General features: G+C 66.3%; 10 protein-coding genes. 3 read left to right on the top strand and 7 right to left on the bottom strand.

Annotation, left to right across the window (positions count from 1 at the left end; all coding sequences use genetic code 11):
• Window positions 1–15: 15 nt before the first annotated feature.
• Complete coding sequence (locus E1956_RS33455; protein ID WP_134757258.1) at window positions 16–777, bottom strand: amino acid ABC transporter ATP-binding protein; 762 nt, start codon at window positions 775–777, stop codon at window positions 16–18.
• Window positions 774–1,436 (bottom strand): amino acid ABC transporter permease, encoded by a 663-nt coding sequence (locus E1956_RS33450; RefSeq protein WP_028223367.1) that lies wholly within the window; start codon window positions 1,434–1,436, stop codon window positions 774–776. The genes E1956_RS33455 and E1956_RS33450 overlap by 4 nt, the downstream gene beginning before the upstream one ends.
• Window positions 1,437–1,654: 218 nt before the next feature.
• Between E1956_RS33450 and E1956_RS33445 the strand changes: the two genes are divergently transcribed.
• Both E1956_RS33445 and E1956_RS46740 read left to right on the top strand, forming a co-directional pair.
• Window positions 1,655–2,578 (top strand): LysR family transcriptional regulator, encoded by a 924-nt coding sequence (locus E1956_RS33445; protein WP_134757256.1) that lies wholly within the window; start codon window positions 1,655–1,657, stop codon window positions 2,576–2,578.
• Between the two features lie 171 nt (window positions 2,579–2,749).
• Window positions 2,750–3,766: a hypothetical protein gene (locus tag E1956_RS46740; RefSeq protein WP_134757254.1), complete on the top strand. Its 1,017-nt coding sequence runs from the start codon at window positions 2,750–2,752 to the stop codon at window positions 3,764–3,766.
• 7 nt (window positions 3,767–3,773) lie between these two features.
• Here E1956_RS46740 and E1956_RS33435 read toward each other — a convergent pair whose 3' ends face one another.
• Window positions 3,774–4,472, bottom strand: coding sequence for a hydrolase (locus tag E1956_RS33435; RefSeq protein WP_134757252.1), 699 nt, complete (start codon window positions 4,470–4,472; stop codon window positions 3,774–3,776).
• Between the two features lie 351 nt (window positions 4,473–4,823).
• Between E1956_RS33435 and E1956_RS33430 the strand changes: the two genes are divergently transcribed.
• Window positions 4,824–5,486, top strand: coding sequence for a response regulator transcription factor (locus tag E1956_RS33430; protein ID WP_134757250.1), 663 nt, complete (start codon window positions 4,824–4,826; stop codon window positions 5,484–5,486).
• A gap of 55 nt (window positions 5,487–5,541) precedes the next feature.
• On the opposite strand, the gene E1956_RS33425 is transcribed toward E1956_RS33430, so the two are convergent.
• The 4 genes from E1956_RS33425 to E1956_RS33410 all read right to left on the bottom strand — a co-directional run bounded on the left by E1956_RS33425 (window position 5,542) and on the right by E1956_RS33410 (window position 14,109).
• Window positions 5,542–10,728: a trifunctional serine/threonine-protein kinase/ATP-binding protein/sensor histidine kinase gene (locus tag E1956_RS33425; RefSeq protein ID WP_134757248.1), complete on the bottom strand. Its 5,187-nt coding sequence runs from the start codon at window positions 10,726–10,728 to the stop codon at window positions 5,542–5,544.
• A gap of 32 nt (window positions 10,729–10,760) precedes the next feature.
• On the bottom strand, window positions 10,761–12,392 hold the full coding sequence (locus E1956_RS33420) for an alginate export family protein (RefSeq protein ID WP_418789332.1): 1,632 nt from the start codon (window positions 12,390–12,392) through the stop codon (window positions 10,761–10,763).
• A gap of 110 nt (window positions 12,393–12,502) precedes the next feature.
• On the bottom strand, window positions 12,503–13,198 hold the full coding sequence (locus E1956_RS33415; RefSeq protein WP_134757246.1) for a YoaK family protein: 696 nt from the start codon (window positions 13,196–13,198) through the stop codon (window positions 12,503–12,505).
• Window positions 13,195–14,109 carry a VOC family protein gene (locus E1956_RS33410; protein WP_134757244.1) on the bottom strand — a complete coding sequence of 305 codons (915 nt, stop codon included), beginning with the start codon at window positions 14,107–14,109 and terminating at the stop codon, window positions 13,195–13,197. Before E1956_RS33410 ends, E1956_RS33415 begins: the two co-directional genes overlap by 4 nt.
• Window positions 14,110–14,129 lie beyond the last annotated feature (20 nt).

The raw sequence follows: 14,129 nt of genomic DNA, 5'->3' as shown, positions 1-14,129 counted from the left end.
GCTGGTGGCCCATAACTAGCGAATATCGGCGAGAAAAGTCTGCGTGCGCTCGTGCGACGGCTGATAGAAGATCTCAGCCGGACTCCCCTCCTCGATCACGCGGCCGTCCGCCATGAAGACGACGCGGTCCGCGACGCGCTCGGCGAAGCGCATCTCGTGCGTGACAACCATCATGGTCATGCCCGCTTTCGCAAGCCGCTCCATGACGGCGAGCACGCCCCCCACCATTTCCGGATCGAGCGCCGAAGTCGGCTCGTCGAACAACATCGCCTCGGGCTTGAGTGCGAGCGCGCGCGCAATCGCCACGCGCTGCTTCTGGCCGCCGGAGAGGTTGCCGGGGTAGACATCCTGCTTGTCGAGCACGCCCACCATCTCGAGCAGCTCACGCGCCTCGGCGCGTGCCGAGGCTGCGCTCCGGCCCAGCAGTTCGACCGGCGCGAGCGTGAGGTTCTCGAGCACCGTGAGATGGGGAAACAGGTTGAAGTGCTGAAACACCATGCCCACCTTCATGCGCATCGCGTTCAGGTAGCGCTCCTGCGCACGGTGGCCGCGGCGCGCGTCGTTGACAAGGCTGCCGAGCACATGCACCTCGCCGCGCGTGGGCGTTTCGAGCTGGTTCACGCAGCGCAGCAAGGTGCTCTTGCCCGAACCGCTGGGGCCGATCAGCACGACCACCTCGCCCTTGTGCACGTCGAGCGAAATGCCCTTGAGCACTTCGAGCGACCCGTAGGTCTTGTGAATGTCGCGCAAGGCGATCTGCGCTTGGGCGCGGCTCATGAGCGTCCTCCTTTCAGGATCAGGCGCTGCTCCATCTGGCGCAGCACGAGGCTCGTGACAGTCGTCAACACCGCGTAAATCATGGCGCAGGCAAAGTAGAGTTCGAATGGCTTGAAGGTCGCGCCCACCAGCTGCTGCGTGCGCATGAACAGCTCGGCGAGCGTGATGGTCGACACGAGCGACGTGTCCTTGGTCAGGATGATCAGGTTGTTGCCGAGCGGCGGGACGATCAGCTTGAGCGCCTGCGGCAGCACCACGAGGCGCATCGTGCGCGCCGCGCCGAAGCCGAGCGAGCGCGACGCCTCGATCTGGCCGTGCGGAATCGCGAGGATGCCCGCGCGGATCGTCTCCGCGTTGTACGCGCCCACGTTGAGCGCAAGGCCGATCACGCCCGAGGTGAACGGCGAGAGCTCGATGCCGAACTGCGGCAAGCCAAAGTAGATGATGAAAAGCTGCACGAGCAGCGGCGTCGAGCGGATGAGCCAGATATACGCGCTCATCGCGTCGCGCATCACGCGGTGGCGCGAGAGCTTGCCGAGCGCCGCCGCCAGCCCGATCGCGAGACCGAACACCGTGGCCAGCAAGGTCAGCTCCACGGTGACGCCGGCCGCCTCGAAAAGCATGGGCAGGTATTTGAAAACGATATGAAAGTCGAACATTGAATGAGCCGCCTGCGCGCTTCGCGTACCCCATGAAACCGCGCGTGCGGAGGCCTCCTTTTTTAGAATTGAACGATTTGATTCATAGGTCTGTTTCGGGCGTCAGGCCTCCAATTGACGGGCCTTGGCGCGCTGCTGTCATGGCCAGAAGTCTCGCTTTGATTATTTTTTTGGTCAATATATGATCTTTTTTAATCACTTGAATCGCCGGAGAATACATGCGAACCGACTTCAGCCTGCGCGACATCGAGATCTTCCATGCGATCGCGACCGCGGGATCGACACGCCAGGCGGCGGCGCAGCTCGGGCTTACGCAGTCGGCGGTCAGCCATGCGCTCGCGCGGCTGGAGGACAGCCTGCGCATCCGCTTGTTCGCGCGCGAGAACCAGCGCCTGCAGATCTCGGCCGCGGGACGCTACATGCTCGACGAAGCCGTGCAACTGCTCGACCGGCTCAATCGCATTGAAGAAGAGATTTCACTGCTGCAGGACCATGGCGTCGCCTCGCTGCGGATGGGCGTCGCGCCGGGCCTTTGCCACCGGTTTGGTCCGCGGCTCGCGCAGCAGTACACGCAGACGCATCCCGGCACCGGGGTGGCGCTCGACGTCGCCGCCAGTGGCCGGCTGATTTCGGATGTCGAGGGCGGCCGGCTCGATCTCGCGATCGTCTCGTATCAGGTCCACGAGCCGGGCCTCATTTTCGTGCCCGTCTTCAGCGCGAAGATGATGGCGCTCTTGACGCGCAAGAATCGCCTCGCGGCCCGCGAAGTGCTCACGTACGACGACCTCGCGGACCAGCAGTACATCAAGCCGATCCAGTCCGACCATCTGATCTACGACGACTCGAGCGAGCGGCGTCGGCTCGGCTACGAGCTGCGGGTCAGCATGAGCTCGCTGGGCGAGGTGATCCGCTTGACGCACGGCGTGAGCCTGTTGAACGCGCTGACTGCCGCCGACCTGTGCTCGGCGCCGGACCTCGTGGCGCGGGCGTTCGATTCGAGCCAGTGGTTCAACTTCTATCTTGTCCACCAGCATCTGCTGAAAGACAATCGCGCGGTGGACGATGTGCTCGCGATTGCGAAGGCATGTGCGCAGGAAACGGCGGACGCGACGACCTGGCCGGAAGCATTTGTGTTGGGGTGAACCCGAACCACGGCGCGGGCGCCCACCCTGCCGAAAGCCGAAACGCCGCCTGGCCGGAATCGTGGAGCCCGCTTGCGTTCGCCGGCAAACTAATCCGCTATGCCGCCGCTTGAATGTCACGGCTTGCGGTGTACGATCACAGCATGAATGAACAGGAATAGAGGTAGCACCATGGACACGAGCGTACGGCACGCGACGGCCATCGCACTGCTCACGGTGGGCTGTGGATTTTCGGCTGCGTCTCACGCCTATAGCGCGGCAGACGACGCCGAGGCACAGAACCAGGAAGTTCGAGCGGCCTACGACCGTGGCTATCAGGCCGCCAGGGAGGAGATGGCGCACACGGCGGCGGCGAGCACCACCGTTGCCGCCAACGCGCCCGCCGGTGCGCCAGCCGCCGCGAAGAAGAAGGCTGCCAGCCCGGCCGCCGCCCAGCCCATCCTCGACATCAAGCACGTCTATAGCGATGCAGGCGATGTCCAGCAGGTCGTGACGTTGCCGATCACGGTCAAGCCACTACCCGACGCTCAGGACGCCCCCGTCCCCGCCACTGCCGCCGTCAAGGCGCAGGCCTTGCCGCCCGCGAAAGAGGAGATTGCGCCGCAGGAGTCGATGGCGAACGACGAAGCCGTTGACGACGCGCCGCCGCCCCGCGCCGCACAGACGTATTCGACACAGGATCTGCAATACACCCAGCCACAGGGCGAGTACGCGCCGCCGCCAGTGGCGTCGCGGCCGCCGCCCCAGCCGGGTGGCTATGCGCAGCAGCCGGCGTACGCGCAACCACGGTCCGACTACGCGCAGCAGCCGGCGTATCCGCAACAGCGGTCCGACTACGCGCAGCAGCCGGCGTATCCGCAACAACAGTCCGACTACGCGCAGCAGCCGGCGTATCCGCAACAGCGGTCCGACTACGCGCAGCAGCCCGCGTATCCGCAACAACGCTCCGACTACGCGCAGCAGCCCGCGTATCCGCAACAACGCTCCGACTACGCACAGCAGCCCGCGTATCCGCAACAACGGTCCGACTACGCGCAGCAGCCCGTGTATGCGCAACAACCGGCCTACGCGCCGCCCCGGCCCGCCTACTATGCGCCCCCCGCACCATGGGACGCGCGGTATCAGCCACAGCCGCCCGCTCGCTGGGTGTACTGGTCGCCGCAGTATGGCCGCTGGGTGTACTACTGAGCGCAGGCTATTTATTCGCGATCGGGGCCGGCACGGGTGCGAGCACCTCGTGCCTGACTTTGGTGCGCTGGTCCCGCTTGTGGACCATCGTGTACGCGTAGTCGACACCCATACCGTACGCGCCCGAGTGCTCGCGGACAATATCCATCACCGGAGCATAGGTCTCCTGGCGTGCCCAGTCGCGCTGCCATTCGAGCATCACCTGCTGCCACGTCACGGGCACCACGCCGGCCTGAATCAGCCGCTGCATCGCGTACTCGTGAGCGTCCTTCGACGTGCCCCCCGAAGCGTCGGCCACCATGTAGATCTCGTAGGCACCTTCGTCCATGGCGCACAGCGCGAACGTGTCGTTGCACACCTCGGTCCACAGGCCGGCCACGACCACTTTTTTCCGGCCATTCTTCGCGAGGGCGTCGCGCACTTTCTGGTCGTCCCACGAGTTCATGGACGAGCGTTCGAGCACGGGATGATCGGGAAACACATCGAGTAGCTCCGGAAAGGCATAGCCGGAAAAACTCTCGGTTTCGACCGTGGTGAGGGTGGTGGGAATGTTGAATACCTTCGCGGCCTTGGCCAGCCCGACGACGTTGTTTTTCAGCGTCTGGCGGTCGATCGATTGCACGCCCATCGCCATCTGCGGCTGCAGATCGATAAAGATCATCTGACTGTTTTGCGGCGTCAAAACTTCCAGTTTCGGATTACGCATGACTCAACCCCAATTCAACGAATCACTCACAGAGGAACCCGACGATGCCGTTCATCGTGGCGTCGCGCGGTATTCGGCGGACTGGATTGGCGCGAACCTGGCGTAAAGCGCGCGTCCACCGTAACGCTGAGTCTAGGCAGCCAGATCCCGTATCCCGTAGTAAATCGTTCTTAATTCAGGCCAATAATATGACGATGATTTTTTTAATACGCTTTAACCCCGTAAAATCGCTTGAATCCGATAGCGGATTCCACGCGCGAGCGCATCCGCTCGTCGCCGAACTGACTTAGAATTCCAGAACGTCAATGTGATGGGGTCCAGCGCGGCTGGGTCCTGGCAAAGGATTACCGTATGAATGGCGCAAGCGAATTGCACGCGACAAACAGCTCAGTGCCCAGCGATAGCATCGTCTACGTCGTGGACGACGACGAATTGCTACGCCGCTCGCTCGGATCGCTGCTGCGCTCCGAGGGACTGCGGGTCGAGACGTTCGCCTCACCGCGTGAGTTCCTCGCGTTCGAGCGGCCCGAGGTGCCGAGTTGTCTCGTGCTCGACGTGCGCCTGCGCGGCGAGAGCGGTCTCGCGTTTCAGGAAGAAGCCGCGAGCGTCGGCCTTTCGATCCCCATCCTCTTCATGACGGGCTATGGCGACGTGCAGATGTCGGTCAAGGCCATGAAGCGCGGCGCCATGAATTTCCTCACCAAGCCGTATCTCGAGGAGGACATGGTCGATGCCGTCACCGAAGCGCTACGCACCGACGCAAAGCGTCTGGACGCGCAACGCTCGCTCGCCGGCCTGCGCAGTGCATATGCACTGCTGACTGCCCGGGAGCGCGAAGTGATGGCATTCGTCATTACCGGCAAGATGAACAAGCAGATCGCGGCGGACTTGAATATCCACGAGATCACGGTGAAAGTGCACCGCGCTCAGGTGATGCGCAAAATGCAGGCGCGCACGCTGCCCGACCTCGTTCGCCAGGCCGAGGCCCTGGGGATCAAGCCGCACGGCACGTGAACGCATCCGCGTGCCGTCGCGCGCGCCACCCCCGGCGGAACCCTGATTCAGCGCCCTAACCCGAATACGCGATCGGCAGCTTGAACACGAATGTCGATCCGGCGGGCACGTGATCGCGCACGTGCAGCGTGCCGCCATGCGCCTCCATGATCGACTGGCAGATGGCGAGGCCCATACCCATGCCGCGCTCCTTGGTCGTGAAAAACGGCTCGAAAATGGATTCGGCAATGTCGGGGGCAATGCCGCAGCCGCTGTCCGATACGCTGACAACGACCCAACTGCCTTCGCATTGCGACCTCACTTGCAGCTTGCGCACCCCCTTCGTGTCTCGCGCGCCGTCCATCGCGTCGAGCGCGTTGGTGATCAAGTTCAAGACCACCTGCTGGATCTGCGTGCGGTCGGCGAGCACCTCCAGCAGATCGGCGTTGAGCTCGGTGTGCAGCACCACGCGCTTCGTGTCGATTTCCATCGCGGTCAGCTCGAGCATCTCGCGCAGCACGTCGTCGATTTTCAGGGGCACGAGCGCCACCGGCGACTGCTTGGCGAGCGACCGCAAGGCACGCACGATGTCGGCGGCGCGCAGGCCCGCGGTGCGGATGTCCTCGAGGTTCGACAACACCGCCTCCAGGCAATCGGGCTTGCCGCTCTTGAGCCAGCGCACACCGGCGCCCACGCTCGAAATGATGCTCGTGAGCGGCTGATTGATCTCATGGGCGATCGAGGCCGCCATTTCGCCCAGCACCGTCATCTGCGCCGTGCGCGACAGTGTCGCCCGCGCACGGCCCAGCGCCGCCTCGGTTGCCTGGCGGCGCGCGTTTTCCTCCACGAGCTCGGCATAGAGCCGCGCGGCTTCGAGCGAGTTGGCCGCCTGCGGCGCGAGCACTTCGAGCATGGCCGTCTTCGCGGGCGTGAACACGCGATGCACGAGAGCGTTCTCGAGGTAGAGCACGCCAATCAGCGTGCCCTGCTTCAGCAGCGGCAAGCAGAACACCGAGCGCGCCGGGTGCAGGGCCAGGCTCTCGGCATGCGCGGCCTCGCCCTCCGTTTGCGCATCGTCGAACACCAGCGGCTTCTTCGTATGCACGACCGTATTCAGGATCGAGAGCGGAATGTGCCGGTCGGTCGGCGGCGCCGTGCCGATATCGACGAGCACTTCGCCGTTCACCACCCTGCCCGTGGCCTCGATCTGCAATGCGCCCCGGCGCATCAGCAGGAGCAGCCCGTAACGGGCGCCCGCATGCACGATCATGCCCTTCATCAGATTCTGGATCAGCCGCTCGAGAATGATCTCCTCGGAGAGCGACTGCGCCGTGTGCATCGCGGCCATGAAATCGAGGTCGTCCCGTCCGTAGGCGGCATGCAGGCGCGGCGCGGTCACGTCGTCGATGGCGAGAAAGGCGTACTTCTGTTCGAGCTGGGCCGCCTTGGCGAGCGCGCCCCAGCGCTTGTAGCAGGCATTGGCTAGCCGCAAGTGATAGCGCGCCACGCCCGTCAACTCGAGGCCGGCCGCGTGGCGTCCCGCCAGCTCGTGCGCCAGCGCCTGTTCGTGCACGAAGCCCGCCGCCGCGGCCATGTTCGCCGATGCTTCGTACTGCTTCATGGCTTCCAGATGATTGCCGGCGATGCGCGCGAACTCGGCGTCGATCAACGTGAGCTTGTTCTGGAACGTGCCGGGGTTGAGCGCGGCCCAGATCGCGAGTTGGTCGCGATGGTCCGCGAGCGCGGCCGTCAAAGGCGCCTCGCCTGCCGAGTCCGGATGCGCGTAGATGAGCGTGAGCGCGCTGTAGAGCCGGTAATCCGAGAGCATGATGTGCGCGGGCGTCGACCATGCGTAGTCCCGCGCCTCCCGGAACGAGGCCAGCGCCACCTCGAGGTCTTCGAACAGGAATGCGGACTGCCCGCGCAGCACGAGCGTCCAGAAGGCCAGCACCGGCATGCGCGCCGGCGCTTGTGTCGATGAAGCCGACGGGGCCGGCGCGTTCAACGCAGCGCGGCTCTCGACGTCCGCGGCCTGCCATGAGCCGATCGGCACGCCCTTGCCCTTGCAGAGCGACGCGACGAATTCCGCTTGCGTCGCCAGCAGGTCGACGATGTCGCGATACGCCGCGCCGCGCGCCACGTCCAGCAGCGGCTTGATCTCCTCGCGGATCTTCGGCAACGGCTCGCCCGAGGCGATCAGATCCGACACGATGTGGTTGCAGCTGTAGCACATCCAGCGCAGCTCGGCGCTGAGGTTGCCGGCGGCCTTCGCCTCGCGCGCCCTTGCGAGCGCCCAGGACAGCGGCCGAGTCCACACGCTCACCTGGTCCAGCGCGATCAGCGTCGCGGCGCGATAGCGCTCGAAGCCGTGATGGTTCACGAGCGCAAGGGCCACCTGCGCATACTCGAACCCCTCCTCGTAGTCACCGTAGGTCTGCGCGATATAGACGCCGAACCACGACAAGCCCTGCACGGAAGCGCCGGTCACGCCGTGCTGCAACGTCAGCCGGACCACGGTGGCGAAATGCAGCAACGCGAGGCCGCTCGGCTCGAACATCGCGGCTTCCAGTGCCGTCAGCAAGGCCATCACGGCTTCGATGCGCGCATCGTCCATGCGTGGCAGATGCACGAGATCCGCGATCGGGCGGCCGTCGAGCGCATCCCTGACCGCATCGCGCGCCGCGAGCAGGTCGTCCGCCGAAGGCCACCGCGGAAGATGCACGCCCAGACGCGCGAGTCCCTCGAGCGCGACGTCCACCGCCGCCGCGTAGTCCGAGCGCACGGTGTACATCGCCGCCTTGAGACGATGCGCCTCCGCCTGATCGATGTCCGAGCGCATGTGCGCCATGAGCGCGTCGATCTCGGGCGCCGCCTGGTCGAGGCAGCCCACGGCGAGCAGGCTCTCGCTGCGCAGCAGCGCGATCCTGCTCGCCAGTTCGTAGTGCGTGGTCCAGCGGTCCTCGCCAAGCAGCTCGCCGGCCAGTGCGAGAAAAGCCAGCGCGCGATCGCGCGCGGCGGCCACGATGGCGCGCCCGGCCGCCTCGGCCAGCACGCCGGCAAACGCCTGCGCCTCGGTGCGGCTCAGCGGCGCCCCTTTGGCCAGCTCGATCTGCGCGGCGATCTCGAGTGCGGCCGGCCCGATTCGATCGGCATGCAGATCGATCATGGCCATCGCTACCGCCGCATGCCGCGCGGGCCACGCAGCGGGATCGGCCTGGGTCTGCACCGCTTCGAGCACGCGGTCGTGCACGAAGGACCAGCCGCCGTCGCGCGGCTCGAGCACGCCTGCGCGGCGCGCCACATCGAGCCGATAATGCAGCTCCACCGCCGGCAGCCCGCACACGCGGCGCAGCAGGGCTTCGTCGTTCTGGGCGCCCATGCAGGCAAGCCAGGTCAGGATCTCGCGCACGTCCGGCGCGAGCCGATCGAGCCGCGCCGAGATCAGGTCGACGACACTCTGCGTTTGCCGCAGCGCCTCGATATCCGCGTCGTCCCACGTCCATTCGCGCCGCATGCCGTCGAAGCGGATGAGGCGCTCGTCGAACAGCGCCCGCATGAGCTGCCGGACATGGAACGGATTGCCGCCCGTTCGCGCCTGGACGATGCGGGCAAGGCGCTCGACGCGCGCCAGCGGCTCGCCGATCAGCGCGGAGATCATCTGCGCGACGTCTTGCGCGGTCATCGGCGCGAGCGTGATGACTAGCGAGTATTGGCTCCTGGTGCACGCGACGAAGTTCCGGAACGGACCGCTCTGGGTCGGATCTTCGCTACGGCACATCGCGACGAGCAGCAGATTCGGCGGCCGTTCGGCGGCCACGGTCACGATAAAGTCGAGCGTGGCTTCGTCGGCCCATTGCAGGTCGTCGAGCATCACGACGAGCGGCGCGGCCTCGGACGCGAACGCGCGCAACGCCTGGATCAGCGCGAGCTGAACGCGGCGCGCCGGCGCATCGTCGCCGGGATCGCCGCCGGCGTGGCGCCGGCCCACCACGAGCTCCACTTCGGGGACGAGCCGCACCAGCAGGTTCAGGTAGTCGCCCGCGTAGCGGCTCAGGCGCGCGCTCCACTCGGCAAGCGCGGCGCCGCCCTTGCCGACCACGTTCAGGCAGAGCGACTTCAACGCCTGCACGACCGGCGCGTAAGGTTGCGCGGCCTGGTACGGATTCGCCTTCGCCGCCGCCCACCATGACGCGGGCAGCAAGCGCTTTCTGAACTCCGTGGCCAACACGGTCTTGCCCGCGCCGGGCGCGCCTTCGATCAGCACGATGCGCGGCTGGGCCGACTGCACCACCGCGCTGTAGGCCTTGAGCAGTTGCGCGACCTCGGCCTGCCTGCCGATCAGCGAGGTCTCGTTCCCCGCGCGCACGAGCCGCTCGCCGCGGGCGACCTCGAAGCGCGCGATGGTGCCCGCCGCGTCCCATTGCGCCTGCATGTGAAGCAGGTCCTGGCGCAGCGCTTCGGCCGACTGATAGCGCTCGCAGGCCTCCTTCGCGAGCAGCCTGGCGATCACCTCGTCGAGCATGGCCGGCACCCCCGCGCGGAACTGCCACGACGGCGCGGGCTGGATCGCGAGGTGCGCATGCAGCCATTGCGCCGCCGTGTCGGCCTTGAACGGCAGCGTGCCCGCGAGCAGCTCGAAGAGGGCGACGCCGAGCGAATAGAGGTCGCTGCGTTCGTCAACGTAGGTTTGCCCGGTGCCCGTACGCTCGGGCGCCGCGTAGGGCGCCGCAACGCCGTCGAGCGACTGCTCGGCCGGCACGTTCTCGTGCGGCGAGTGCGTGTTCAGGAACGAGCGTATGAGAATGGCGCCATTCGCGGCCTGCACGAAATTGGCGGGCCGCACGTCGCCATGCACGAACGAAAGGGCGTGCAGGTGCGCAAGCGCGTGCGCCATGCCCGCTGCGAAGCGCAGCACCTGCGCAATCGACAGTCCGCCGCGTGCGAGCTCGTCGAGTGTCGAGCCGAAGGGCTCGGCGTAGATCAGCACCGGTCCGTCGCTTGCGCGGATCAGCGCGCATGGCCTCACGGCCCAGTCCGGCCCAAGCTGGTCGCGCAGGGTGTACTCGAGCTCGAACTGCCGGCAGCGGGCGCCGAACGCCCATGTGGTTTGCCGCGCGCGCCATTGCGCTCCGGTGGCGGGCTCGACCAGGCTGAACTCCGCGACGTTGCCCAACGCGCCGAGAAAGCGCGGCTTCGCCCGCGCATAGCGCGCTTCGTTCCAGACTGCGCCGTCCTCAGCAGGATAGAGTTCGCTTTCCGCCATCGCCGGTCACCTGTCACACGTCACATGTTTTGCTACCAGCCGTACTTGAGCTCGACGCCGGCGTAATCGGCATTGTGGCCGCCCGCCTGGCGCAGCGAGTTCCCCACCTGGAAGTGCACGGCTTCGACCGAGCCGATCAGGTTCGCCGCGATCGTCCAGTCGGCGCGCAACTGGACATACATGCCGGTCCATAAACTGCCCTTGCCCGCGGTGCCCGGCACGACCTGCATGCCCTGCTGGTACACGGCGTCGCCGGTCGTCTCGCGCCACTGGAAGCCGAGCGAGCCGAGCAGCGCGAGCTTGCTGGTCGGATTGAGCGTGATGGACGGCTTGATGTGTATGAGGTTCGTATAGCCCGTGTAGCCCGCGAGCGTGAAGTAGTAGCCGTTCGGAAACAGCGGATTGAAAGTCTCGATCCGGCCGTCATGCGGATGCGGGTCACCCGAGGCCGCGTCGATCTGCACGGCAACGCGCGGCGACCATGCGGTGTCGAGCTTGTAGCCCGCGATCGAGCCCATTGCCCACGCGGCAATCGTGCTGTTGCCGACGGTCCCCGTCTGCAACATGCCTTCGACGTCCCAATCGAAGCGCCCATGCGTGCCCGTGTAGCGGAGGTCCCAGACGTCGCGCCGCTCGGGGCCGTGCGCGTCGAGGTATTGCCCATTGCTGCGGTTGTAGCGCGACCAGTAGCCGGACAGGTCGCCCGGCCCCACCGACTGGCGCTCGAAGCGCACGCCGCTGAAGGTGAGATCGCGGTTCGACACGTCGTCGAACGGGGTCGCATAGCGGTACTGCACGGGCTGGGTCGCGTAGGCGATAAAGCGCCACTTGTGGTACTCGTAGTCGGCCCAGAGCGCGTCGAAGGCCTGACGCACGTTCGGGCCGTCGCGCACGGAGATGAAGCGCTGCAAGTCGAAGGCCATCTCCTGGCGGCCCACGCGAAACTTGAAGGTGCCGCCGCCGACCGAGTTGGTGTAAGTGACGAACGCCTGCTCGATGTCGAGCGGGTTCTTGTCCACCGGCGTGATGACGTTCTTGCCCCACGCGCGCGCGTCCTCGAGCTGGAAGAAGAACTGCCAGTGCTCGGCGAGATGCGCATCGGCATGGACCTCGACGCGCTGGATCAGATACGTGTCCGACTGTGCGGAGCCGATGCCGAACAGCGCCGCGTTATTGGTCTCCATGCGCTCGCGCAGGTTCACGCCGAGCGACAGGTAAGACGAGGGATCGCCGCCGAGCGGGATGTACTTGAGGCTGTCGAGCGGCTTGCGCGGCACGCACGGATTCGCGAGCACCGACCAGTCTTCCTGCCAGCGGTTGAACATCACGGCGGGGCGCTTGGCGTTGCAGGTGCTGGCGCTCGCGGGCGCCGCCGTGGCGGCTGCGGTATTCGTTGCGGTATTCGCGGCCGTATCGGCGGCCACATTCGTTGCTGTGCTCGCGGCCGTATCGGCGGCCGTATCGGCGGCCGCATTCGTTGCCGTGTTCGTTGCCGTGTTCGTGGGCATACCCGCGGCCGCGTTGGCACCCTCCGCCACGACGCTCACGCCGGCGGCGCTTTGCGCAGGCGTATCCGCGTACGCCGCGTCGGCGGCCGTCCACATCAATCCGGCGATGGCCGTGACGCGCGCGGCTTTTTCGAATCGTCTCCCGTGTATCGTCATCGACACCGTGTATTCCCTTGCAATGGCCGTTATCGGCCTGTGTTTATCCGCGCGCGCCCTGCCTGTGTGGCGGACGCGGCGCGCGCGCTCCCCCTTGCCGCCATCGCGCTTCATGCGTGCCCCGCGTTGGCTGCGCGCTCGCATTCGCCCGTGCCCAGCGCGAGACCCGCGAGCGCGCCAGCCGGTGCGAGCAGCGCCCAGAATCCCGCGTAGCGCCAGCCCAGCGCGCCCGCCGCCGCGCCGAGCGCGAATGCGGCAATGGCCGGCATCATCTTCGTGAAGCGTGCGCGCGCCGCCGCGCGTACGCTCTCGGCAACGCTGGCGCTGAGCATGTCGACCACGTCGAGGATCGCTTGCGTGACGTTGCCCGTCATCACGGTATTCGGCACGCCCGGTCGCGGGATCAGACGCGGATGGGCGTTCTGCACGCCCATGGCGAATGCGCCGACAATGCCGGCCAGGATGACCGGCAGGCTGTCGGGCTCGCCAACCGGCTCGGCCCAGACGCCGGTGAGGCAAAAGCCGAGCATGAGCAGGGCCTGCACCGTGTGGAGCAGGCGCGCGCCGTGGCGCGCATGTCGAGCGGACAACGACCGGACCAGCAAACTGCTGACGACCACGCCGCCGATGAACGCCGGAAACACGATGAGCTTCAGGAGCACGCCGCGGCCAAAGCCCGCGACGCCGGCGCCGATCAGCACGAAGTTGCCGGTCACGTGCGCGGTGAACAACCCGAACAGCGCGACGAAGCTCAGCGTGTCGACGAAGCCGGCGATCGCGGCGAGGATCGTGTCCTCCGATTTCATTTCGCTGCGATGGCGTGAATCTCGGCGATATAGCCGCCCGGGAATTCGACGATCGCCGCATCGCGGCCGTCCGACGTGAACGGCTGCACGAGCACCTTCACACCGGCCGCCTGCGCCTTTTGCAGCGTCGCGGCGAGATCGGGCACCTGGTAGCCCGTCACTTCGCGCCCGAACGGATAGGGCAGATGGCCGTCCGTCACGAGCACGGTCATCTTGCCGAAGCCCGATTCGATACGGACGCGGCGATAGGTGTCGCCCGGCCGGCCGATTTCGACGCCAGGCGCGTTGGCCACATCGGACACCACCTTGCCGTGCGAGAACTTCACGAAGGCATGAACGAGCTTGTGCAGGTTCTGCGCCGACACGTAGACCCGGTTCTCGGGCACGGTCTGCAGCGCGTCGTAGTGCGGCGCCTGGGTATGCCAGTAAAGCTGCATCTTGAGGCCGCCCGGCCACGAGACGATGGCGTCGCGCCCGATCGGATCGGGGAAGGTGTCGACGATCACATCGGCGCCCAGTGCGCGCGCCGACTTCACCGCCGCGTCCATGTCGGTCACGAGGTAGCCCGTGCGCTCCTCACCGAACGGATACGGAATCGGCGTCTTGAAGCCGAACACGGAGATCGTGCCCGACGGCGTGAACACGAGTTGCGACATCGTCTGGCTAGGCGTCGGCGTGACCTGGAAGACGCCTTCCTTCGACTTGCTGCCGCCGAACGTCGCGACGAAGCTATCGGTGAATTTGTCGAAGTCCTCCGGCGCGACATAGACGTGCGTCGTGTCGTACTGCGCGGCAACGGCGACATAGGGCGCCTCGACTGCCGGCACGGGCGGCTTCGCGAACGCGGCGGGCGCGGCGACGAGACCGCTCGCGATCATCACGGCGAGCAGTGCGGAGCGAAAGGCTTTCATAACGGGTTTTCCTTGTTGAT

Source organism: Paraburkholderia pallida, from assembly GCF_004524855.1.
GTDB classification, from domain to species: domain Bacteria; phylum Pseudomonadota; class Gammaproteobacteria; order Burkholderiales; family Burkholderiaceae; genus Paraburkholderia; species Paraburkholderia oxyphila.
The sequence above is the reverse complement of the archived record's forward strand: the minus strand, read 5'-3'. Positions and strand labels throughout refer to the sequence as shown.